The sequence below is a fragment of the Meiothermus granaticius NBRC 107808 genome (assembly GCF_003574355.1).
In the GTDB taxonomy this organism is placed as follows: Bacteria; Deinococcota; Deinococci; order Deinococcales; family Thermaceae; genus Meiothermus; species Meiothermus granaticius.
In genome coordinates, this window is record NZ_QWLB01000006.1 from 1 (window position 1) to 20,897 (window position 20,897).

Below are 20,897 nucleotides of genomic sequence, written 5' to 3' on the forward strand. Positions count from 1 at the left end.
GGCCCATTCTATCTCTACGTCCCTTGGCCCTATTCAAACCAAAAAACGTAGATCAAAATCTCTCCCTCTACTCCCTACTTGTCATGTTCCTCGCGCTTTCCCTCTCGGGAGCGCAACGAGAAGGATATAAAATCATCTTCAGACTGTCAAGAGCCTTGGCATATATTAGGGTCGTCAGCCCCTCCCAAAGGGAAGTACGATGGATGCACTATGAGGCAGAACATCGGCGTTGAAGATGCATTAAAGACCCTGCTCGAGCACGCCTCTCCCCTCGAGGCCCTCGAGCAAGTCCCGCTGCCCTCCGCCTTTGGGCGCGTTCTGGGCGCTGATCTGCTCTCTAAAGTCAACCATCCCGATGACGACGATTCCTCCCTAGATGGCTACGCCTGCCGGGAGGCGGACGCGCGTTCAGCCGCCGTGGGCAGTCCAGTCAAGCTGCGGGTGGTGGGCTCTTCCCCGGCAGGGAAACCGTTTCAGGGAACGTTGGGAGCGGGGGAAGCCGTGCAGATCTTTACAGGAGCCCCCATTCCTAAAGGTGCGGACTCCATCGTCCGGGTGGAGGACACCCTACGCGAAGGGGAATACGTCTGGCTAATGCGTCCCGCTGGAAACAGCGAGATTCGACACAAAGGCGATGACCTGCGGGCTGGCCAAACCTATCTGCGTCGGGGGGAGGTGCTTACCGCAGGGCGGGTGGGTTTGGCCGCCGCAATGGGTTATCCGGAAGTTCCCGTACTGGTGCGGCCTCGAGTCGGGATCTTGGCTACCGGCGACGAGGTGGTAGAGCCCGGCCAGACCCTACCCTATGGCGGGGTGTACAACTCCAACAGCTATGCCTTGGCCGGGTTGGTACAGGACGCTGGGGGCGAGCCGGTGCTGCTGGGTAAGGTCTCCGACAGCATAGACGGGCTGCGGGGCCAGCTGCTGCGGGCGGGCCAACTCGAGCTGCTGCTCACCGCAGGCGGGGTCTCTATGGGGGAACACGACATCGTGCGGCAAATGCTCGAGCGTGAGGGGGAGATCCTGTTCTGGAAGGTTAAAATCCAACCTGGAGGCCCCTTCCTCTTTGCCCGCTGGGGAGGTATGCCCTTGATGGGACTCCCAGGGAACCCGGTCTCCGCTATGGTGATTTTTTTGCTGTTTGGAAGGCCCTTCCTCTTCAAACTGCTCTCCCGCACCGACCCGCCCCTGAGCACCCGTAAGGCCATCGCCGATACCCCATTTGCCGCCAACCCCACCAAGCAAGCCTACCGCCGGGGAATTCTTAGCTGGAAAAATGGGCACTACCACGTCTCGAGCACCGGAAATCAGTCCAGCGGCGTGCTGCGCTCGATGGTCGAGGGCAACGCCCTGGTGGTGCTCCCCGCCGGGGTTTCGGCCTCCGCTGGTGATGCGGTAGAGGTCGTCCTCCTGCCCAATTAGACCCGCTTTGGGGCGCTCCCCCACGAGGCTCAGCGTTTGGCCACATTCTCTGGACTGAGCCGGTAAAACAGCAAATTGACTGGCAAAAAGGAGCCAGAAGCCGGGATAAACTCCAAATTCACCTGGTCGCTCTCAGAGGCCCGAAACAGCAGCATCGGGCTATCCGGGCGGTACAGCACCCCACTCTCAGGAACTGGGGTCAGGGTTCCGTTCACGCGGATGGCCCCCGAGTACAGCCCCCCCCTCGGCACGAAAGCCCCCGCTACACCGAGCGCATTCTCCAGCGCAATGGTGTAGGTTACCCCATAGTTGCCCTTGAGCACGCTGGGAGCACCGGTCAGCGCATCCACCCCGGTGATAAAGGGATCGGCGTTCCCGTCCCCTAACACCAACCGCCCTACCGGGCCCTCCAAGCGCACCCTTAGGTTGCGCACTGCTCCAGGGAAGGTGCCCCGAACATGGATGCCGTCTGGCTCTAGGTTGGGCAGGTTGGTCAGCAGGGCGCTCAGGCCCTGGGGATTCACACTGGTGCTGGGCGAGAACAACCCCTCCTCGAGCATCGCCAGCGTCCAATTGACCCGTCCGGTGGTCATCAGGTCGGCCATCAGGTTGAGCCCCTGACCGCTGAGCAGCGGGCTCGAGACATAGAGCATCGCAGTCTGGCCGGGCTGGAGGGTGAGCTGCCCCTGGCCGGCGGCATTCCAAAAATCCATCAAGCTAACCTGCCCCAACACCGCCACCACCCGGGTGGCTGAGGTCGCCCCCAACCGGCTCACCGCCACATTGACCGGCACCCCCTCCAGATTGGTGGCCAGGAGCACCAACCGAGCCGGGATTGGCATGACGTTGACGTGGTAAGCCAGTACCCTGGCCGGGCCGCTCACCACATCGGCATAGAGCACCCCCGACTGGCTGACATTCTCGGGGGAGTCCGAAAACAGCAGAGGGGTGGGGGTATCGGTGCGCTCCGGGGTCAGAACGGGGTAGCTCGAGTTGATCGGGTCGAGAAAAGAACGGCCCAGCGGGGCATACTTGAGGGCGTAATCCCGTGGGGTGTTCATCACCTCGGGCAGGACGTTGATCTGCAGGCTATAGGGTTCGCTGGACTTGCCCAGGCGGTTGGTCACCACCAGGGTGATGAGCTTGGGACCAGGGGTGAAGTAGGCCTCTTCGCGTCCGGTAAAGCTCAGGGCGATGGGCTGGCCATCCGGGTCGTAGGAGTACTCGATGATCTGCACCGGCTCCCCGATGCGGTATTCCTTTTTGTCGGTGCTGAAGCGGGCTACCGGACGGGTGGTGTCCTTAGCGTTCACCCCAGGGATATAGGTCAGGATGAGGAGGCGCTGCAGCGGGTCATAAACGGCATTGAGCCCCAGAGCGGTCTCGAGGGTACGGGCGAAGACAAAAAGGGTGTCGTTTTGGATCACCCCGATCTCTGAGAAATCCACCTGAGCCCCATTGAGCCGGGCCAGCTTGAGGTTTGGGTACAGCTCGAGCGTCCCTAGGCGCAACCCGCCGTTGGAGGCCTCGAGGGGCAGCCCCAGCACCCGCGCGGTCTCTCGCAAGGGCAGCAAAGATCGGCCATTTTGCGCCCGTGGGGCGGGATTAAGGCTCACCGGGGCCCCATTGAGATAGCTCACCCCCCCTTCCAAGTCCACGATCAGCTGCTGGGTAGCCAGGGGTTGAGCAAAGCTCAAAAACATCGCGATAAACAGGAAAATTGCGATCGGGCGAGGCTCCATCTCGAGGCTCAGGATAGCAAAACCCGCTCCAAATGCCAGGCCCATCGGTCTCACCCTTGACCTTTACTCCGTTTGCCCTCATACTGCTAAGGTTGTGCGGCGGCTCTTGCCCTAAAGGCCAGGCAGCCCAAATCCCACAGCACTGGTTCCCAACCCTACATCCCCATCGGACAGGTCAGGACGCAACGTTCTTTCTGGGATGAGCGGTTGAACCCAGAAAGGACTGTAAAAATGGAATTTACCGCATTTTCACTGCGGCCCGAGGTGCGTCAGGCCCTCGAGGCCAAAGGCTTTACCACCGCCACGCCCATCCAGGCCGCCGCGATCCCCATCGCCCTCGAGGGGCGCGATGTGTTGGGTCAGGCCCGGACCGGCACCGGCAAGACCCTGGCCTTCGGGCTGCCCATCGCCAATCGCCTAGAGCCCAGCCGGGAGCGGGGCCGGGCCCCCCGGGCCTTTATCCTAACCCCCACCCGCGAGCTGGCCCTACAGGTGGCCAAGGAACTCGGGTGGCTGGCCCCTCACCTGAGCGTCACCCCAATCTATGGCGGTACCGGGTATGGTCGCCAGGCCGAGGCCCTCAAGCGGGGCACCGACATCGTGGTGGCCACGCCGGGGCGGGCCATTGACTATCTCGAGCAGGGCATTCTGCGCCTCGAGTCCATCGAGATCGCGGTGCTCGACGAGGCCGACGAGATGCTCTCGATGGGCTTCGAGGAGGACGTGGAGCAGCTCCTGGAGGCCACCCCTCCCACCCGCCAAACCCTTCTCTTCTCGGCCACGGTACCGGCCTGGGCCAAGCGGCTCTCCGAGCGCTTTCAGCGCAACCACACCCATGTCAATGTGGTCAAGGACGAGGCCATCTCCTATGAGGAACTGGCCCTGCAAGCCCCGCTACAGAGCCGCCTCTCTACCCTTTCCGATCTGCTCTACGCGTATGGCCCTGAGCGCACCATCGTTTTCACCAACACCAAAGCCGAGGCCAACGAGCTGGCCCTGGGCCTCGAGGCCAGGGGCCACAGCGCGGCCCCCATCCACGGCGACTTGGGACAGCTCGACCGCGAGCGGGTGATGGATGGGTTCCGCCGGGGCACGACCAGTGTGCTGGTCGCCACCGATGTGGCGGCCCGGGGAATTGACATCCCTGAGGTGGATCTGGTGGTGCATTACCGCCTTCCCGATCAGAACGAAGCCTATCTACACCGCTCGGGCCGTACGGGGCGGGCCGGACGCTCGGGGCGGGTGGTCTTGCTGTATGGCCCCCGGGAGCGGCGCGATTTAGAAGTCCTCGAGCGCGAAATTCGGCGCTCATTCCGCCGAATCAACCCACCGACCCCTGAGGAGGTGATGGAGGCCCGCTGGAACGGCCTGACCCGTCGTCTGGCCAACCAGCCCACCGCGGATCGCAACCTCTGGCGCGAGTACGCCTCACGGCTGCTGGCCGAGGACGGGGTGGAGGCCATTGCCGGGATGCTGGCCCTGATCCTGGGCGGAGCCCCCACCCCCAAAAGCCTGATCACCGGGGAAGAGGGCTGGGTCACCCTAAAGCTCTCCGGCAGCCGTTTGAGCGTCAACCGGGCGGTGGCCCTGCTCAAAGGGGTAGGGGCGGGCGATCTGGGCCGGATTCGCCTCGAGGGGGACACCGCGGCCTATGTGGACGTACGCCCCCAAGAGCTCGAGCGCCTCTTGGAGGCCCATATTGAGGGCATGCGGCTCTCCCGGGCCAACGACGTTCCCGCCGAGGCCCAAACCCCAGGGAATCCCCGCTCGAACCGGGGCCAACGCCCGCGCGCGCCTCGAGGGGGAGAGCAGCCAGAGCGGGGGGATTGGCATAAGCGGGAATCCTCCCCTGAGACCGGCACACGCCGGCGGGTCGTGTACCGCTAGATCAGGGTTTGGCCAGCAGTACCCGCCCCAGCGACGAGCCTTCCAGGCCCTGTAGCAGCCGCTCCCTCGAGCGCCCTAGGTGCTCTTCAATCAGGCGGGCGGCTTCATCTCCCCGGCCCTGCTGTACCAGTTCCACCAAGCGGGCGTGGTCGCTCTGGGCCTGTTGCACCCCATGCTCGCGGGTGATCTCCAGAAAGCGAGCCCGGTAGATGCGCCCCAGCACATCGGCCAGGGCCGCAACCAAAAAACGGTTCCCCGAGAGTCGGGCCAGGGCCAGATGAAAATCGGTGGCTTTCTCGAGCTCGAGCTCGGGCTCGAGGCGCCGCTCTAGGGCGGAAAGGATCTCGTTCAGCTCGCGGGTGTCGGGCCTGCGGGCAGCCGCCATCTGCACCGCCTGGGTTTCCAGCATGCGGCGAAAGGCAAAGGCTTCCTCCAGCTCAGTCAGGTTCACCGGAGCCACGCTGTAGACCCGTCCGGTGCGGTGAATCAGCCCTTCACGGGCGAGCCGCTGCATGGCCGCCCGAATGGGAGTGCGCGAAACCTGCAAGCGTTCCTCGAGCTTGCGCTCCACCAGGGCCTCTCCGGGGCGCAGCTCGAGCGAGAGGATCAGACGCCGCAAGCGGCGGTAGGCTTCATCGGTCTGTGGAGCCAGCATCGCCGGTCATGGTATACCAGTGCCCCCCTCGATACAAGGGATGAACCCGCAGCCCTGCATGGCCTTGACGCATACCGCATAGTGCGGTATATTGTTTTTATCAGCCCGGGAAGTTCCGGGGTTTTTTATTTAACCCTCGCCGTACACCAAGCCTATACAGAAAGCTGGGGAGGCATGAAAGAGCGTCTGGACAAAGTACTGGCCCACCTGGGGGTGGGCAGCCGCAAGGAGGTGGCTCGCTGGGCTCGAGCCGGGCTCATCACCCTCAACGGCGCAGTGGTGCGGGACGCCGCACATAAGTTTGACCCCAGCCAAACCCGCATCGAGCTCGAGGGCAGGCCTCTGCTCTACCAATCCTTCTTTCACGTCCTGCTCCACAAACCCGCGGGCTATGTGACCTCCACCAAAGACCGCGATGGCCAGCCCGTCACCGCCTTGCTACAGCCTCCCCGCAACGACTGGATGCCGGTGGGCCGGCTGGATAAAGACACCGAGGGGCTTTTGCTGCTCACCACCTACGGCGAACTGACCCATCGCCTCACCCACCCCCGCTGGAAGGTCAGCAAGCGCTACTATGTGGAGCTCGAGCAACCCGCCACCCCCGAGGATGTCGCGGTGTTTACCGAGGGTCTCGAGCTCGAGGGCGAGTTCCTGCGCCCGGCGGAACTCCATCTCCTTCCCAATCCCCAGCAGGTAGAGCTGACCCTGCACGAGGGCCGGTTTCATCAGGTCAAGCGGATGTTTGCTGCTCGCGGCAATCGGGTTACCTACCTGCGGCGGGTCGCCTTCGGGCCGCTCGAGCTACCCCCAGATCTCCCGCCCGGAGCCTCGAGGCCGCTAAGCCTCGAGGAGCTAGAGCAGCTTTATGCGGCAGTGGACTTAGCGGTGCCCTAGTCTATCCATTAGGCAAAGGGCACTGTGAGCACCGACAGGGGGGTGGGCACGGGTCATCGGCTCGGATTAAGACCAGTCCGCCGCTATAGAGCGATCCCCACAAATACCTGGGTGAATGGCCCCCCCCAATCTCAATAATGGTAACTATTCAAGTTATTGTACTATAAAATGTATACTGAGCTACAGCGGAGCAGCTTTGAAGGCCTAGACTGGCTCGAGTATGAATGCTCTTGCCGAACGCATCCTAAACGTCAAAGAAGCCGCTGAGAGCCGTCGCAGCATTCGCCAGTACAAATCCGATCCAATCCCCCGTGAGAAGCTCGAGGAAATCCTTTCGTTGGCCCTTAAAGCCCCCAGCGCCAACAACCTCCAGCCCTGGCGCATCGTGGTGGTGCAGGATCCCGAACTCAAGGAGCGGCTGCGCGAAGCCGCTCACAATCAATCTCAGGTGAGCGCTGCCCCAGCCGTGCTAGTTCTCTACAGCGACATGAAAGACACCCTAGATCATGTTGAGGAGGTCTTCCACCCCAACTTCACCCCTGAGGAGGTCGCGGCTCGAGCCGAGCGCGCCCGTATCTTGTGGGCTTCGCGCAGCAGCCAAGAGCGCGAGGCTTGGGGGGCTGGGCAAGTCTATATTTTGCTGGGATACCTCATGCTGCTGCTCAAGGCCTATGGGTATGACTCCAATCCGATCGGTGGGTTCAATCCGACCAAGGTCAAGGAGCTGCTCGGGCTGCCTGAACACGTTGCCATAGCGGCCCTGCTACCTACAGGCGTTGCCGCCGAGGAAGGATACAGCCATCACCGACATCTCCTCAACCGCGTTGTGCAGTGGCGCTGAGCTCAAGGTTCAAACCCATCCTCATAAAAACTGACAACGGAGGGGCTATGGCCTCCTCCGTTGGAAGGGAATGAACCCTACAACAACGTGGGCCTTGCGGCCCACGGCAGATGTCTTACTTCTTGACGGTTTCCTTCAGGGCCTTGCCCGGCTTGAAGGCGGGGTATTTGGAAGCGGGGATCTTGATCTTGGTGGTGGTGCCGGGCTTCACACCGGTGCGGGCCTTGCGGCTGCGCACCTCGAAGGTGCCGAAGCCGGTGAGCTGCACCTTGCTGCCCCCCTTGAGGGCCTCCTCGACCTTGGTCAGGAAGGCATCTACGGCAGCCTTGGCATCCTTTTTCTTCAGCCCCGCGCTCGAGGCAACGCTGTCAATCAAGTCGGCTTTGGTCTTGGTTTTTTTCGCGCCAGCTTTACCAGCCATTCATTACCTCCTTTATTTTCCCTTCAGCACGGAGTCTAGCACAGCCAAGACCGTAAATGCAAGCCCCTGACCGGGCTTAGCCGCCATTATGCTCTGAACCGAATCCCTTATCTGTGGGCTTTGCGGTGTATTCAGGGGGCAGAAGTGCGATAACTGCGGCTTCAATCCGGGCGGTGAGCTCGTTAAGGGCTTGATGATCGGCTTTTCCCGAAGGCACTGGAATGGGGTCTCCAAATACGACCGTAACCGAACGGAAAAACCTTGGGGAGTGCCCGACCGGCCAGGCTTCCCGGGTGCCAATGGTTGCCACCGGAACGACCGTGGCCCCGGTGCGCAGCGCAATCGCCGCGGCCCCTGTTTTGAAGGGCTCGAGCACCCCGGTCCGGCTACGGCGCCCTTCGGGAAAGATGCCAAAGGCCATACCGTTTTGCAAAGCGCGAATTGCGGCCTTAATTGCCCCCAGGTCGCTGGTTCCACGCTCGACCGGGATGGCGTGCACTCGAGGCAGCAGCCACGACAGCACAGGGTATTTGAACACGTCGGCCCGAGCGATAAAGCTCACCGGGCGAGGACAAGCGGCCCCTACCGCCACCGGGTCTATGAACGAAAGGTGGTTGGAGGCCAACATCACCGGCCCTTGAAGGGGCACCTTCTCCGCCCCCACCACCTTGAAACCGAACAAACCCTTGAGCAGCAGGAAGGCCAGTTTTTTGCAGACGCCATATACCGATACTGCGTTCATCGCCTACAGTTTACGCCGAACGCCCCACGGGGATATGAAGCATCGCCCTAGGCCTGCAAATCCACCACCACCCGTCCGCGCACCTGTCCCTGCAGAATCTGCTGTGCGAGCTGAGGCACGGCCTCGAGCGGCACGGTCTGGGTCATGGAGTCCAGCAGGTTCAGGGGCAGGTCACGGGCCAGCCGCTGCCAGGCCAGGGCCCGGCGGGGCTGAGGGCAAAAGTTGGAGTCAATGCCCAGCAAATTGACCCCGCGCAGAATGAAGGGGAAAACCGTGGTCTCAAACCTGGCCCCCCCCGCGTTTCCGCAAGCCGCCACGCTCCCGCCCCGGGCCATGCGAGGCAGCACCCCGGCTAGGATGGCCCCGCCTACGGTATCCACCGCTCCCCCAAACCGCTCGGACTCGAGCGGCTTAGCTGGGGCCGAAAGCACAGCCCGCTCGAGGATTTCCCCAGCCCCCAGCGAGCGCAAATACTCCGCTTCCTGGGCCCGACCGGTCGAGGCCACCACCCGGTAACCCAGTCGGGCCAGCAGGGCTACTGCCAGGCTTCCGACCCCTCCAGCTGCACCGGTCACCAAGGTCTCGTGTTCCCTCGAGAGCCCGTGCTCTTCCAGGGCCATCACCGATAGCATCGCGGTAAACCCAGCGGTACCGATGGCCATGGCCTGCCATAGGGAAATTCCCTGGGGAAGCGGAACCAACCACTCCGCGCGGACCCGGTTGCGCTGGCTCAGGCCGCCCCAGTGGATTTCGCCGGTGCCCCAGCCCGTGAGCAGCACCGGATCACCGGGGCTGTACTGAGGCGAGGCTGATTCCCGCACGGTTCCCGCCAGGTCAATCCCCGGAGCCAGCGGGAAGCTGCGGATCACCTTACCCGCCCCGGTGATGGCCAGGCCGTCCTTGTAGTTGAGGCTGCTATAGGCCACATCAATCAGCACCTCCCCCTGGGGCAGTTCCTCCTCCTCCACTTGGCGAATCCCTGCTTGGTACGGATCCCCTGACTCCACCACCAGCGCCTTGAAGCTTGCCATACCCAAATCCTATATCCCCCGGCGGCAGTTTGCGCTAGGCTGCTCTCATGAGCCCTTCAACCCCCTTGGTCAGCGTCAGATGGCTGGAGGAGCACCTCCGCGACCCCGAGCTGCGCTTGGTAGATTGCCGCTTCTCGCTGAGCGATCCTCTGGCTGGACGCGCGGCCTACCTGAGCGGGCATCTTCCGGGGGCCGTCTACCTTGATCTCGAGGCCGATCTCTCCGGCCCGGTACGCCCCGATCGCAAAGGGGGCCGCCATCCGCTGCCCGAGCCCGCCGCGCTCGCCCAGACCCTAGCCCAGGCCGGCATCGGGGACGAGACCTTCGTGGTGGCCTATGACGAGCCTCCGGCAGGGGGAATGTTCGCCCCGCGGCTGTGGTGGCTGTTGCGCTGGCTAGGGCACGACAAGGTGGCGGTTCTAGATGGGGGAATTACCGCCTGGAACGAAGCCGGCGGGGCCCTCGAGACCCCTGTCCCCACCCCCCCTAAAGCCCGGTTCACCCCCAGACCGCGCCCGGAGTGGGTGGTGGACGCTGAGGCGGTGGCCCATCGCCCTGCGGGAACCGTTTTGCTCGACTCTCGAGCCCCCGCTCGCTACCGGGGGGAGATCGAGCCGATAGACCCCGTCGCAGGCCATATCCCTGGGGCCCTCAACCGCGACTGGCTCGAGGCCTATCAGCCTTCAGGCCGCTTCAAAAGCCCCGCCGAGCAGCAGGCGCGCTTCGCCGGGTTGGAGGGGGAGGTCATCGCCTACTGCGGCTCGGGGGTTTCGGCCAGCGTCAACGTGTTGGCCCTGGAGCTGGCGGGCCGCCCGGCCAAGCTCTACGCCGGGTCTTGGAGCGACTGGGTTTCCGGCTCGAGGCCGGTCGCTACCGGGGATCAGCCCTAGCCCGCGGTCGAGCGCATCTCGATGCGGTTTTTGCCCTGCGCCTTGGCCCGGTAGAGGGCGTCATCGGCCTGGGAGAGCAGGTCATCGAGATCCCGCATGCTGGGCTGACACACCGCCACCCCGAAGCTCATGGTGATCCGGAATTCCTCGAGCCCCAGGGAGGTTTGGAGCATCCCCTCCTGAAGCCGCTGAGCCACCCTCAGGGCTTCCTCACGGCCCGTTCCCGGCAGCAACGCGATGAACTCCTCTCCTCCCCAGCGGGCCAGCAGGTCACCTTTGCGCAAGCTGCTCCGAGCGGCCTTGACCACCTGCTGAAGCACCCGATCCCCGGCCAGATGACCGTAGGTGTCGTTGACCCTTTTGAAATCGTCGGCGTCAAACAGCACCAGGGCAAACGGCTCGCCCTGGGCCCGAGCCTGGGCAAAAGCCTGGGTGGCCTGGGCTAAAAAGTAGCGGCGGTTATAGGCTCCGGTGAGCTCATCGGTGATGGAAAGCCGGTGCAGCTCCTCTCGAGTCTGCTCCAAACGCTGCAGCAAACGAAGCTGAATTCCTCCGAACAACAGCGATACGCTTCCGGCAACAACCATGGCGATGAGCACCCCAGTCCGGCCCACCTGGCCATCGATCAGCAGGTTAATCCCAGCGGTAATCAGCACCGAAAGCAACACCGAAGCCAGCACCAGCCCCACCAGAGTGGAGCCATACCCATAGCGCTTCAGGAGGCCAAGCAGCATTTCCTGCTTACTATACGGCCTCGTTCAGCCTGCGCCTAAGCTGGCCGGCCTCGAGATGGGCTTGGCGCAAAGGCTCTGGGAGTCGGGTTCTCCCGACCAGGCTGCGGATGAGCTCGAGGCTCTCGAGCATCCCCACCCGGTGCCCCGGCGAGATGTAAAGCGGCCGAACCCCAGCCCGGCTGCGGTAAACCCAACCAATCTGCGCTCCCTTGGCCATCAACCGCACGGCGCGGCCCGCCTCCTCCGCCAGCTCGCCTTCAGGATGGCCATACAGCAGGCGCTTGGCCACCCCAATCGAAGGGAGGTCGAGGTGAACCCCCAGGTGCGAGGCGATGCCTAACCCGCGGGGATGGGCCACCCCTTGCCCATCCACCAGCAGCAGTTGGGGCGGGCTCGAGAGCCGCGCCAGGGCCTCGAGGTAGGCCGGAATCTCGCGAAAGCTGAGAAACCCCGGTACATAGGGAAACAGTCCGGTAGCATCTACCGCCGCAGTAGCCACCTCCACTACCTTAGCGGCTTCGCGGTCCCAAAGCACCGCAGCCGCCACCGAAGCCCCCTGCTGACGAGAAAACCGGGTTGGATGCGAGGCGTCCAGCGCCGCCAGAAAGCGCAGGCCAGCGGGATTACCCTGCAGCACCACCTTATCCCGCAACTGGCGCTGAATTTGGGCGGCCTCGCCTGTACCTCTGGGGAGGATGAATTGGGGAATTTCTCCTGGGGGCAAGGGGCCTCTCATTCAGGTGGCCTGCCGCAGATGCTCCAGCGCCTCCCAGTCCCCCGGTTCTACCCCATACAACAAGGCCAGGTAATAGGCCGTCCAGGCCAAACGGTACCAGTAGGCCAGGGCCTTGGCCAAGGTGCCCTCGGCCTCCGGCTCAGGGAGTTCGATCAGGGTGTCCACTCGGCTTTCCAGGATTTCCTGGGCCACCCGCTTGCGCTCGTCATCGCCCAGCAGCACCGCTGCAATGGGATCGCCCTGCTCGTGCCGGGCCTCGAGCGCGGTCAGGAAAAACTCCAACGCCGAGGGCGGGGGGGTGAAGGAAAGGCTTTTACCGATGCGGGCCAGAACCTGCTGCAAGGCCTCGGCCAGTCCTGGGTAGCGCCTTGGCACCACAAACATGGGGGTGCGCTCGAGGAGCGAATAGGCCAGGAACTTGGCGGGGTTCTTGTCGAGCCCCACCTCCGGGCGAAGCCGATCCCGCTCGGCCAGGAGGGCCCCGTCTATTCGGGCCAGTTGGTCGGACTGTCCGGTAGCCAGCAACAAGAAGCGCAGGTAGCGGTAGCTCGAGAGCGGGCTGGGCAGCAGCTCGACTTCAACGTGCTCCCGCCACCCCAGGCGTACGATCTCGGCGCCGCTGGCCGCGGCATACAACCCACCCTCGCCGAGGTCATAGCCTCCCTCGAGCACAAACTGAGTACCGCTGTGGGTGAACTCCGCGGCCCAGTCTTGGGCTAGCCGCGCAGCCCACCAGCCCTCCCCCAGCCCAACCACGCCGTACGGCCCAGCATACGGCCCTTGAGGGGTCGGACCACTGCCCACCAGATCGCGCAGCTCAAAGGCCACCCCCATCCGATCCACCAGATAGGTTTCCTGAGCGTCTAGGTCGCGCATCTACCCCCCATTACGCCCTCCAGTCTACGCCCAGAAGGGCCGGGGTTCTTGATCTGACCCACACATCGGGAAGGCTTTGTGTGGCAGGGTAAGGGCAATGCGGCGGTTTCAGGCCTACTCCACAGCCCATTGTGAGCTACAGCTCCCCGATTACCACCCCTTTCCCAAATACAAGTACCGCGCGGTCGCTGAGGCCCTCCAGGGGGAGCTCGAGGTGCGCGCGGCCCCGGCCATCGCTTGGGAGGCCCTAACCCTGGCCCATACCCCTGAATACCTGCACAAGCTCCAGAACGAGGGCCTGAACCGCCAGGAGGCCCACAAGGTAGGGCTGCCCTGGACCCAAAGCCTGCTGACCCGGGCCCTTCATGCCGCGGGTGGGACGCTGGCCGCCACCCATGAGGCGCTGCACAATGGGCTGGGCATGAACCTGGCGGGGGGAACCCACCATGCTTACCCCGACCGGGCCGAAGGGTACTGCATCTTCAACGATGTGGCGGTTGCCATCGCCAACCTGCGGGCTGAGGGCTGGAGGGGCCGGGTTCTGATCGTGGATCTGGATGCGCACCAGGGCAATGGAACCGCGGTGTTCTTCCGGGCCGACCCTTTGGTGTTCACCCTTTCCCTGCATGCCGAGCGCAACTATCCCCTCAAAAAAGAGCAGAGCGACCTGGACGTGGGACTGGAGGACCAAACCGGGGATGCCGAGTATCTGCGTGCCCTCGAGGCCGCCCTGGATACAGCCTTTGCCTTTCGGCCCGAGCTGGTGTTTTACAACGCCGGGGTGGATGTTCTGGCTGGGGATCGCTTCGGGCGGCTGGCCCTGAGCCTGGAGGGGTTGGCTGCTCGAGACCAGCAGGTCTTTGCGCGGGTGCAGACCGCCCAGGTTCCGCTGGTCCTGGTGATGGGCGGGGGGTATAACCGCGACCCCAACCTAACCGTGAGCGGCCACGCCCAAACCTACCGGCTGGCCCTACAGATGGGGTGACCGGGGACCCCCTTGGCTGAAGAAAGGATTACCCTAAACCTATCTGAATCCCCGATGGGATGCGTACAGTAAACCAGAGGTGCTCATGCGATGGGGCGATTGGATTTGGGGCGCAGCGGCAGGGGGCATCCTGGGCGCGGTGGGGCTGGCCCTGCGAGGCCTGGGGGTGGGGTGGCCCCTGGAGGGGCTTTTCGCCCAGATAACCTACTGGCTCGGGGTTCCCGCAACGTTCAACCTGATCCACAAGCTCTTCGGGTTTGGCGATCTGGCTAAAAACCTGGCCTTCATCGGAACGGCGTTGCTGTGGTTGTTCATCCATCCCTTTCTAATGGCTGGGCTGAGGCGCTGGTTCTGGGCTGGGCTCACCATGGCCTTCCTCTTCTATGGAGCTTTTGGTGGCTGGCTTCTGGGCTTGAGCTCGGAGGGCTGGTGGGCTGCCGCGATCTATGGGCTGCTGCTGGGGACTTTGGCCTGGGCGGTGCGGTCCAAGGCCAGGAGGCCCGCCCCACCCACCAATTCTGCCCGCCGCGAGAGCCTCAAAACCCTGGCAGTGCTCAGCCTGGGTTGGGGGGTATGGCTGAGCCTTCGGGCTCAGGCACAACAGGCCGTCAGGATCATCTGGAGCAAGATCGCCGGGCTCTCCCCAGAGCAGACCGCGCAGAAAGATCTCTACTACGTCTCCAAGAACGTCGAGTTTCTTGACCCTAGGCTTCAAGGCCCGGCCTACCGCCTCGAGATCGGCGGTCTGGTGGACAAATCCCTAAGCCTGAACCTGGAGGAGATCAAGGCCCTTCCGGCGGTGGAGCGGGTCAGCGTGCTGACCTGCATCTCCAACGAGGTGGGCGGCCCACTGATCGGCAACCCCAAGTGGCGCGGGGTTCCCCTCCAAACTTTGCTCGAGCGGGCCGGGGTCAAGAGCGAGGCCAGGTTCCTGGTTTGGGAAGCGGCGGATCGCTACATCGAGAGCATACCCATCGCCGAGGTCCCCCCAGAGGCCCTGCTGGCCTATGCCATCGAGAATCCGGCCACCGGAAAGCTCGAGGATCTGGAGTCCAAACACGGCTACCCCACCCGGCTGCTGCTGCCCGGACGCTACGGGATGAAGCAGCCCAAATGGCTCACCAAAATCACCCTCTCGGCCAACGAGGTTCCGGGGTACTGGGCCCAGCGGGGCTGGAGCCGGGACGCCATCATCCGCACCATGAGCCGCATTGACACCCCCACCGACCGTGCCCAGCTCAAAGCCGGGGAGGAAACCTGGATCGCCGGGGTCGCCTACGCGGGCGGACGGGCCTTAGAACACGTGGAGGTCTCCACCGATGGCGGCAAAACCTGGCAGAGGGCCACACTCAAGCCCCCTCAGTCCAAGTATGCCTGGCAGCTCTGGGCCCTTCGCTGGAAGCCTGCCGCGGGCAACTACAACCTATGGGTACGGGCGGTGGAGGTGGGCGGGAAGCTGCAAGACCCCACGCCGCGAGACCCCCTCCCGGATGGGGCCACGGGGTATCACCGAATCAGCGTGCGGGTGGTGTAAGGGACAAAACGGCTCCCCTTCGGGGGTTCAGGGTATGCTGGCTGCATGAAGCTCAACCTTGATCTACTCAAGAGGCTTTCCGAGGCACCCGGCATTCCCGGTTGGGAAGACCGGGTACGCGAACTGGTGCAGGCCCAGCTCGAGGGCCTGGTAGACGAGGTGCGCACCGACGCCATGGGCAACCTAATCGCCCATAAGCAGGGGGCGGGCCTGCGGGTGATGGTGGCGGCTCACCTCGACGAGATTGGATTCTACGTGCGCTATGTGGACGAGCGGGGCTTTTTGCGCGTGCACAGCGCGGGAGGATTCGATACCCGCAACCTCTTCGCCCGACAGGTCACCGTGCATGCGGCCTCGGGGGATCTGCCTGGGCTGATGAACCCCTCGGGTAAACCAATCCACATCTCCACCCCCGAGGAACGCAAGAAGGTCCCCGAGATGGCCGAGTTCTTCGTAGATCTGGGGCTGCCCGCCGAGAAGGTGCGCCAGCAGGTGCGGGTGGGCGACCCGGTCACCCTGAAGCAGGAAGCCGTGCGCTTGGGAGATTTCTTCACCGGCAAAGCCATGGATGACCGGGCTGCGGTATTCGTGCTGCTCGAGGCCCTGCGCCGCCTCAAAGGCAAAAAAATTCGCCATGACCTCTATGCGGTGTTCACCACCCAAGAGGAAGTGGGGCTGCGGGGGGCCCTGACCGGAGCCTACGGGGTAGAGCCGGAGATCGGGATCGCCCTTGACACCACCCTGGCCGTGGACATCCCTGAAGTGCCACCCCACCTTGCGGTGACAGAGGCTGGGAAAGGTGTGGGGATCAAGGTGATGGATGCTTCCTCCATCAGCCAGCGCTGGCTGGTACAGGAATTTGTGGCTCTGGCGGAAGAAAAGGGGATTCCCCATCAGATGGAAGTGCTACCCCTGGGAGGCACCGATGCGGGGGCCATCCAACAGGCCAGGGCCGGGGTTCCCAGCCTTACCCTCTCGATCCCCTCCCGCTACGTCCACACCGTCACCGAAGCGGTACACCTGCGCGACCTCGAGGCCACAGTAGCGCTCCTAAGCGCCTACCTCTCCGGTCGCTAAGCCCAATCAAAAAGGCCCCTCGAGGGGCCTTCGGCTAGACCACTGGCTCACTTCAGGTTCAAGGTCTTGCGTAGTTCGTAGACCTGAGCTGCGGTTAGCTTTTTGTCCCGCAGGGCCTTGACTTCCTCGGCGGTAAAGGGTTTGAAACCAGCCGGTAGCAGCTTGTCGTTGCCCCACTGGGTGGCGATGTGGTTGAGCACCTCTGCGATCTGATCGTCCTTGAGCTGACCAAATGCCGGCATCACCCCGTTGTACTTCTGGCCCTTGTAGGTAATTTCCCCCTGAACGCCATACAGCAGGAGCTGGATGATGTAGTCACGCCCCCCCTTGGCCTCCAGGATCTGGGGTACATGACCCACCAGAGGCGGGAAAACCCCCGGCACGCCCATGCCGTTGCTCTGATGGCAGCCCGCACACTGATTGTAGACGGCTGAGGTCTGGGCAAGCGCCAAGCCTAGGGTCAAAACACCCAACACGATCAGCTTCTTCATGATTCCTCCCTCAAAACTGGACCCAGCCCCATTAATATACCGCATACCACCCTGGAGTAAGGTTAGGGCCCTTTGTCCCAGGAAGATAGCGGCATGGCCGCGAGGTTTTCAGGTGTTGAAAAACTCCGTCCCACCCAGGGCAAAGCCCCCTCATGTTCTTGCGCTGAGCTTCATCCAGATCTAAGCGCCCAGGGTAGCTTGAAATTGTGCCCCTGTGGGCACAATCAACCGGTTTAGGAGGTCTATATGTCCAATACCCGTTTGATGTTGGTCATCCCGGCGCTGATCACAGGGCTGGCTTTAGCCCAAACCACCGGCCCAGCTTCCCCCACCCCTTCCACCCCCAACACGCTCAATCTACGCAGTTCCCTGCGCCTACAGGACAACCTTTACCTCGAGGCGGCCCGCTTCTTGGGGGTCACCCCGCAGGAGCTGGTGCTGCTGGGGCAGGGAAGCAAATCCCTGGCTGATGTCGCTAAGGAGCTCGGTGCTGACGGCAGTAAGCTCGAGGCCACCCTGGTGGAAGCCCGCAACCGCGCGATTGATCAAGCCGTACAACGGCGCCGCCTGAGCAGCGAGGAAGCGGCCCGCTATAAAGCTGCCAGCCCTGAGGTGGTACGGGCCCTAATGAATCGTCCGGTAGGGATAGACCCCCTGCTAGAAGCCTTCAGCGTCCCCTCGCTGTGGACCAGCAACCCGCTGCCGCCCCAGTGGCGCTCCTGGCAACCCTTCGGTTGGGAGCGGCAGGACCGGGGCTGGTGGAATTGGTAACAGGGCCAGAAGGGGTGGCCTAGGCCACCCCTTGGGCTTTCCCAAGCCTTGCTACAATCAAGCCCGTGGAACTTCTAAACGAGATCGAAGTCCGGGTACTGGGGACCCTCATCGAGAAGCAGTACGCAACCCCAGAGTATTACCCCATGACCGAGAACGCCCTACGGCTGGGGGCCAACCAAAAGAACAACCGCAATCCCGTAACCGCCCTCACCGAAGCGGAGGTGCGCGAAGCCCTGGATTCCCTTCAGCGCAAGCGGTTGGCGGGGATGTTCCGCGAGCACGGCGCAAGGGTGCCCAAATACCGCCAGTTTCTGGATCGAGAGTTCAAGCTCGAGCCGCCCGCCACTGTGCTTCTGGCCCTGCTGATGCTGCGCGGGCCCCAAACCCTGGGCGAGCTACGGGCTCGAGCCGAGTCCATGAACCAAAAGTTTGCCAGCACCAATCAGGTAGAAACCCTCTTGCAAGCCCTGATGGAGATGGGTCCTCACCCGCTGGTGACCCGCCTCGAGCGCCAGAGCGGGGAGCGCGAAGCCCGCTACGCCCACCTGCTCGCGGGGACCCCCACCCTGGTGGTGCGGCCTGAGGAGAAAAGTGAGCTCGAGACCCGGCTGGAAGCCCTCGAGGCCGAGCTTCACCAGCTGAGGAGCACCGTAGATGAGCTCAAACGCGCGCTAGGCCTCTAGGGTATGGCCAGGGTATCCCCTCGTCCTAGGGTCCGTTCCCGACGTGGCCCCCGGGTGTCCTTGTTGGTGCTGGGGTTGGCTTTGCTGGGCCTGGCCGGGGTTCTGGCCCTCGCCCCCGAGGCCGAAGGGCCGCTACAGGCCATGGGAACCGGCCAACCCCTCCAAGCCCCGGTCCAAGCGCCCGAGCTGAGTTTGGTGGTTGCAGCTCGAGACACCGAGTACTGCGGCTATCACCTGGCCTGTGGTCCGGGAAACCGCACCGATACCATTTTTTATCTGCGGCTGCGCGGCGCGGAAGCCACTTTGGTGGCCATCCCTCGAGACCTGCGCTACACCACAGAAGGCTACAGCGGCAAGATCAACACCATGTACGAGCGCAGAGGAGCGGAGGGGCTGCGTCAGGCTGTGGAGGAGGTGCTGGGGATGCCGGTACAGCACCACTTGATCCTCACCTTCAACGCCGTAATGCGTTTGGTCAACGCGGTAGATGGGGTGGAGGTCACTCTGCCCTACCCCATGAAATACACCGACCGAGCCGCGGGCTTGTACATCGACTTCCCGGCGGGGCGAATTCACCTGGATGGTAAGGACGCGGTGAAATACATGCGCTTTCGCCGCTGGGAGGGCTCGGATCTGGGCCGCTTGGACCGCATCAAGGATGTCCTCGGTCAGGTGGCGCAAAAAGCCCAGAGTCCACGCTACTGGAGCCGGCTGCCAGGGGTGGCCAGCGCCACCTGGAAGGAGTTGGAAACCTCCCTTTCGCTCCCCATGGTGCTGGGGTTGCTGCCGGAATTGCGCGGCCTGAACCTCAGGAGCGCCACCCTTCCCACCCTCGAGCAGGGCAACGATCTGATCGTAGATGAGGCCGCTCGAGCCTCCCTCGTTTCCGGCCTGCTGGGGTATGCCGCCGACCACGAGGTGATGGCCCGGCTGACCCAGGCCAAGGCCCAGGGCCTCAAGGTGCTCCTGCTGGATGGAAGCAGCAACGGCCAGGGGAAACGTTATCGGCAGGGTTTGGCTCAGCTCGGGCTCCCCCTGCCCGACCTGCAGGTGGGAGAGGTGCGCGGGGCCAGTGCGGTGTATGTGCGCAGTGGGGTCTCGGTGGTGGGGCGGGAGTCCCCGGCCTTTGCCCTGGCCCGGGATTATGCCGACCTGTTCCAGCTCCCCCTGCAAAGCCGTATTCGCCTCGAGCCAGCGGGCTATGACGTGATTGTGGCGCTGGGTTCGGGCTAGTGTTCCCCTACAGCCTCGACCCGATACAATACCCCCTGATGCTCTTCCCCGCGGCCCATAACTCCCCCCTACACGAACTATTCCAGGCGGACCTGCCCACCGGAGAACCCTGGGGCTGGGTACTGGCCCAACGCATTCTGAACAGCGCGGCCCTGGCCCGCCGCCTGCTGCATGACCCCTTAGCCCCCGGCCTGGCCACATGGATCGAGGCTGAATTGCGGGCCCTGCAAGGCGAGCTCGAGGCCCTCAAAAACGCCCATCCCTACGGAGATTTCGGCGCTCGAGCCCCCCGCCCTGCGGAGGCCGCCGCGCTGGAGGTCTTGAAGCGGGGCAGCGCCCCCGAGCTCCAACGCCTCTACCAGCACTTCGGTTACGGCATCTACGCCTCCCACAGCGCATTTCGCTACGACGGCAGCATGGCCCCGGTAGCCCACCCCGACCCCTCCCGCTTCGAGGAGCTGGTGGGCTACACCCGGCAGCTCACCGCCCTGCGGACCAATGTACAGCGCTTTTTGGAGGGAAAACCCACCGTTCCCATGCTCCTATACGGTGCTCGGGGAAGCGGCAAATCCACCTCGGTCAAAGCCCTACATACCCACTACAAAGCCCAGGGCCTGCGGCTGGTGGAGGTGTCGAGCGAGGGGCTCGAGCGCTTGCCGGAGCTGCTCGAGCTGCTGGGGCCGCTGCCCTATCGCTTCGTGCTCTACCTCGACGATCTGGCCTTCAACGAAGGGGATGCCCGCTCCCACAAGCTCAAGGTGTTGTTGGAGGGCGCAATCTACGAGCGCCCGGCCAACCTCCTGGTCATCGCCACCTCCAACCGGCGCAACCTGCTCACCCAGAGCTGGAGCGACCGCCCCGAGCCCGGCTCCACCGACCCCACCGCCTGGGACACCCTGCAAGACAAGCTGGCCCTGGCCGACCGCTTCGGCCTGGTGTTGACGTTCCCACCCTTTGACCAAGGGCACTACCTAGAAGCCGTTCGGCACCTGCTGGGGCGCGAGCTAGAGGACGAGTTGCGCCGGGCGGCGCTGCAGTTTGCTCTGGACGGAAGGGGCTTTTCAGGCCGCACAGCCCGGCATTTCGTCAATCAAGTCGTGTGACCGGATGCAAAGCCCGGGCTCGAGCCCAGCCCCAGACGGCGACGGTTATGGTATACCAATTATCCTGGTTCTGAGCTATGATCTTCACCGTGCCTTAGCACGCAGCTAACCCGGCTGCAACTTCCCTGAGCAAAACTGTGGTTGGA

At 63.6% G+C, this 20,897-nt stretch carries 21 protein-coding genes; 12 read left to right on the plus strand and 9 right to left on the minus strand.

Annotation, left to right across the window (positions count from 1 at the left end; genetic code table 11):
• Positions 1-210: 210 nt before the first annotated feature.
• A complete protein-coding gene (locus Mgrana_RS03085) occupies positions 211-1,422 on the plus strand; it encodes a molybdopterin molybdotransferase MoeA (protein ID WP_119356142.1) in 1,212 nt (403 codons plus the stop codon).
• Positions 1,423-1,451: 29 nt separating this feature from the next.
• On the opposite strand, the gene Mgrana_RS03090 is transcribed toward Mgrana_RS03085, so the two are convergent.
• Complete coding sequence (locus tag Mgrana_RS03090) at positions 1,452-3,164, minus strand: stalk domain-containing protein (RefSeq protein ID WP_147021186.1); 1,713 nt, start codon at positions 3,162-3,164, stop codon at positions 1,452-1,454.
• A gap of 231 nt (positions 3,165-3,395) precedes the next feature.
• Here Mgrana_RS03090 and Mgrana_RS03095 point away from each other — a divergent pair, with 231 nt between their 5' ends.
• Positions 3,396-5,051: a DEAD/DEAH box helicase gene (locus Mgrana_RS03095; RefSeq protein WP_119356144.1), complete on the plus strand. Its 1,656-nt coding sequence runs from the start codon at positions 3,396-3,398 to the stop codon at positions 5,049-5,051.
• Position 5,052: 1 nt separating this feature from the next.
• Here the strand turns inward: Mgrana_RS03095 and Mgrana_RS03100 are convergent, their stop codons facing one another.
• Positions 5,053-5,706: a GntR family transcriptional regulator gene (locus tag Mgrana_RS03100; RefSeq protein ID WP_119356145.1), complete on the minus strand. Its 654-nt coding sequence runs from the start codon at positions 5,704-5,706 to the stop codon at positions 5,053-5,055.
• A 174-nt stretch (positions 5,707-5,880) separates the two neighbouring features.
• On the opposite strand from Mgrana_RS03100, the gene Mgrana_RS03105 reads away from it, so the two are divergent.
• Positions 5,881-6,600: a pseudouridine synthase gene (locus tag Mgrana_RS03105; RefSeq protein WP_119356146.1), complete on the plus strand. Its 720-nt coding sequence runs from the start codon at positions 5,881-5,883 to the stop codon at positions 6,598-6,600.
• Between the two features lie 220 nt (positions 6,601-6,820).
• Positions 6,821-7,441 carry a nitroreductase family protein gene (locus Mgrana_RS03110; RefSeq protein ID WP_119356147.1) on the plus strand — a complete coding sequence of 207 codons (621 nt, stop codon included), beginning with the start codon at positions 6,821-6,823 and terminating at the stop codon, positions 7,439-7,441.
• Between the two features lie 115 nt (positions 7,442-7,556).
• On the opposite strand, the gene Mgrana_RS03115 is transcribed toward Mgrana_RS03110, so the two are convergent.
• The 3 genes from Mgrana_RS03115 to acuI form a co-directional block, all read right to left on the minus strand.
• Positions 7,557-7,862 (minus strand): HU family DNA-binding protein, encoded by a 306-nt coding sequence (locus tag Mgrana_RS03115; protein ID WP_119356148.1) that lies wholly within the window; start codon positions 7,860-7,862, stop codon positions 7,557-7,559.
• Between the two features lie 76 nt (positions 7,863-7,938).
• A complete protein-coding gene (locus Mgrana_RS03120; RefSeq protein ID WP_119356149.1) occupies positions 7,939-8,604 on the minus strand; it encodes a lysophospholipid acyltransferase family protein in 666 nt (221 codons plus the stop codon).
• 47 nt (positions 8,605-8,651) lie between these two features.
• Positions 8,652-9,635: an acrylyl-CoA reductase (NADPH) gene (gene acuI, locus Mgrana_RS03125; RefSeq protein ID WP_119356150.1), complete on the minus strand. Its 984-nt coding sequence runs from the start codon at positions 9,633-9,635 to the stop codon at positions 8,652-8,654.
• A 47-nt stretch (positions 9,636-9,682) separates the two neighbouring features.
• Here acuI and Mgrana_RS03130 point away from each other — a divergent pair, with 47 nt between their 5' ends.
• Complete coding sequence (locus tag Mgrana_RS03130; RefSeq protein ID WP_119356151.1) at positions 9,683-10,525, plus strand: sulfurtransferase; 843 nt, start codon at positions 9,683-9,685, stop codon at positions 10,523-10,525.
• Here Mgrana_RS03130 and Mgrana_RS03135 read toward each other — a convergent pair.
• The 3 genes from Mgrana_RS03135 to Mgrana_RS03145 are packed head-to-tail and all read right to left on the minus strand — an operon-like array spanning position 10,522 to position 12,871.
• Complete coding sequence (locus Mgrana_RS03135; RefSeq protein ID WP_119356152.1) at positions 10,522-11,259, minus strand: GGDEF domain-containing protein; 738 nt, start codon at positions 11,257-11,259, stop codon at positions 10,522-10,524. The two genes, Mgrana_RS03130 and Mgrana_RS03135, sit on opposite strands and share 4 nt — an antisense overlap.
• 10 nt (positions 11,260-11,269) lie before the next feature.
• Positions 11,270-11,995: an endonuclease V gene (locus tag Mgrana_RS03140; RefSeq protein WP_119356153.1), complete on the minus strand. Its 726-nt coding sequence runs from the start codon at positions 11,993-11,995 to the stop codon at positions 11,270-11,272.
• Entirely contained in the window at positions 11,996-12,871 is an 876-nt protein-coding gene (locus Mgrana_RS03145) for an SIS domain-containing protein (RefSeq protein WP_119356154.1), read from the minus strand. It lies immediately after the preceding gene.
• A 97-nt stretch (positions 12,872-12,968) separates the two neighbouring features.
• Between Mgrana_RS03145 and Mgrana_RS03150 the strand changes: the two genes are divergently transcribed.
• The 3 genes from Mgrana_RS03150 (at position 12,969) to Mgrana_RS03160 (ending at position 16,467) form a co-directional block, all read left to right on the plus strand.
• Complete coding sequence (locus Mgrana_RS03150; RefSeq protein ID WP_119356155.1) at positions 12,969-13,856, plus strand: histone deacetylase family protein; 888 nt, start codon at positions 12,969-12,971, stop codon at positions 13,854-13,856.
• Between the two features lie 85 nt (positions 13,857-13,941).
• Entirely contained in the window at positions 13,942-15,390 is a 1,449-nt protein-coding gene (locus Mgrana_RS03155; RefSeq protein ID WP_119356156.1) for a molybdopterin-dependent oxidoreductase, read from the plus strand.
• Positions 15,391-15,435: 45 nt separating this feature from the next.
• On the plus strand, positions 15,436-16,467 hold the full coding sequence (locus Mgrana_RS03160; protein ID WP_119356157.1) for a M42 family metallopeptidase: 1,032 nt from the start codon (positions 15,436-15,438) through the stop codon (positions 16,465-16,467).
• A gap of 47 nt (positions 16,468-16,514) precedes the next feature.
• On the opposite strand, the gene Mgrana_RS03165 is transcribed toward Mgrana_RS03160, so the two are convergent.
• Positions 16,515-16,958: a c-type cytochrome gene (locus Mgrana_RS03165; protein WP_119356158.1), complete on the minus strand. Its 444-nt coding sequence runs from the start codon at positions 16,956-16,958 to the stop codon at positions 16,515-16,517.
• A 246-nt stretch (positions 16,959-17,204) separates the two neighbouring features.
• Between Mgrana_RS03165 and Mgrana_RS03170 the strand changes: the two genes are divergently transcribed.
• From Mgrana_RS03170 to Mgrana_RS03185, 4 genes are all read left to right on the plus strand, one after another.
• Positions 17,205-17,729 carry a hypothetical protein gene (locus Mgrana_RS03170; RefSeq protein ID WP_119356159.1) on the plus strand — a complete coding sequence of 175 codons (525 nt, stop codon included), beginning with the start codon at positions 17,205-17,207 and terminating at the stop codon, positions 17,727-17,729.
• Positions 17,730-17,794: 65 nt separating this feature from the next.
• Positions 17,795-18,415: a YceH family protein gene (locus Mgrana_RS03175; protein WP_119356160.1), complete on the plus strand. Its 621-nt coding sequence runs from the start codon at positions 17,795-17,797 to the stop codon at positions 18,413-18,415.
• Positions 18,416-18,469: 54 nt separating this feature from the next.
• A complete protein-coding gene (locus tag Mgrana_RS03180) occupies positions 18,470-19,648 on the plus strand; it encodes an LCP family protein (protein ID WP_240631229.1) in 1,179 nt (392 codons plus the stop codon).
• Positions 19,649-19,686: 38 nt separating this feature from the next.
• Positions 19,687-20,751, plus strand: a complete 1,065-nt coding sequence (locus tag Mgrana_RS03185; RefSeq protein ID WP_186813121.1) for a DUF815 domain-containing protein — start codon at positions 19,687-19,689, stop codon at positions 20,749-20,751.
• The last annotated feature ends 146 nt before the right edge of the window (positions 20,752-20,897 follow it).

Bases quoted from the DNA above. Each gene is read 5' to 3' on its own strand.
- Mgrana_RS03105 (WP_119356146.1), top strand. From the start codon at position 5,881: ATGAAAGAGCGTCTGGACAAAGTACTGGCCCACCTGGGGGTGGGCAGC.
- Mgrana_RS03155 (WP_119356156.1), top strand. From the start codon at position 13,942: ATGCGATGGGGCGATTGGATTTGGGGCGCAGCGGCAGGGGGCATCCTG.
- Mgrana_RS03185 (WP_186813121.1), top strand. From the start codon at position 19,687: ATGCTCTTCCCCGCGGCCCATAACTCCCCCCTACACGAACTATTCCAG.
- Mgrana_RS03090 (WP_147021186.1), bottom strand. From the start codon at position 3,164: ATGGAGCCTCGCCCGATCGCAATTTTCCTGTTTATCGCGATGTTTTTG.
- Mgrana_RS03145 (WP_119356154.1), bottom strand. From the start codon at position 12,871: ATGCGCGACCTAGACGCTCAGGAAACCTATCTGGTGGATCGGATGGGG.
- Mgrana_RS03085 (WP_119356142.1), top strand. From the start codon at position 211: ATGAGGCAGAACATCGGCGTTGAAGATGCATTAAAGACCCTGCTCGAG.
- Mgrana_RS03100 (WP_119356145.1), bottom strand. From the start codon at position 5,706: ATGCTGGCTCCACAGACCGATGAAGCCTACCGCCGCTTGCGGCGTCTG.
- Mgrana_RS03110 (WP_119356147.1), top strand. From the start codon at position 6,821: ATGAATGCTCTTGCCGAACGCATCCTAAACGTCAAAGAAGCCGCTGAG.
- Mgrana_RS03150 (WP_119356155.1), top strand. From the start codon at position 12,969: ATGCGGCGGTTTCAGGCCTACTCCACAGCCCATTGTGAGCTACAGCTC.
- Mgrana_RS03165 (WP_119356158.1), bottom strand. From the start codon at position 16,958: ATGAAGAAGCTGATCGTGTTGGGTGTTTTGACCCTAGGCTTGGCGCTT.
- Mgrana_RS03135 (WP_119356152.1), bottom strand. From the start codon at position 11,259: ATGCTGCTTGGCCTCCTGAAGCGCTATGGGTATGGCTCCACTCTGGTG.
- acuI (WP_119356150.1), bottom strand. From the start codon at position 9,635: ATGGCAAGCTTCAAGGCGCTGGTGGTGGAGTCAGGGGATCCGTACCAA.
- Mgrana_RS03120 (WP_119356149.1), bottom strand. From the start codon at position 8,604: ATGAACGCAGTATCGGTATATGGCGTCTGCAAAAAACTGGCCTTCCTG.
- Mgrana_RS03095 (WP_119356144.1), top strand. From the start codon at position 3,396: ATGGAATTTACCGCATTTTCACTGCGGCCCGAGGTGCGTCAGGCCCTC.
- Mgrana_RS03130 (WP_119356151.1), top strand. From the start codon at position 9,683: ATGAGCCCTTCAACCCCCTTGGTCAGCGTCAGATGGCTGGAGGAGCAC.
- Mgrana_RS03115 (WP_119356148.1), bottom strand. From the start codon at position 7,862: ATGGCTGGTAAAGCTGGCGCGAAAAAAACCAAGACCAAAGCCGACTTG.
- Mgrana_RS03140 (WP_119356153.1), bottom strand. From the start codon at position 11,995: ATGAGAGGCCCCTTGCCCCCAGGAGAAATTCCCCAATTCATCCTCCCC.
- Mgrana_RS03160 (WP_119356157.1), top strand. From the start codon at position 15,436: ATGAAGCTCAACCTTGATCTACTCAAGAGGCTTTCCGAGGCACCCGGC.
- Mgrana_RS03170 (WP_119356159.1), top strand. From the start codon at position 17,205: ATGTCCAATACCCGTTTGATGTTGGTCATCCCGGCGCTGATCACAGGG.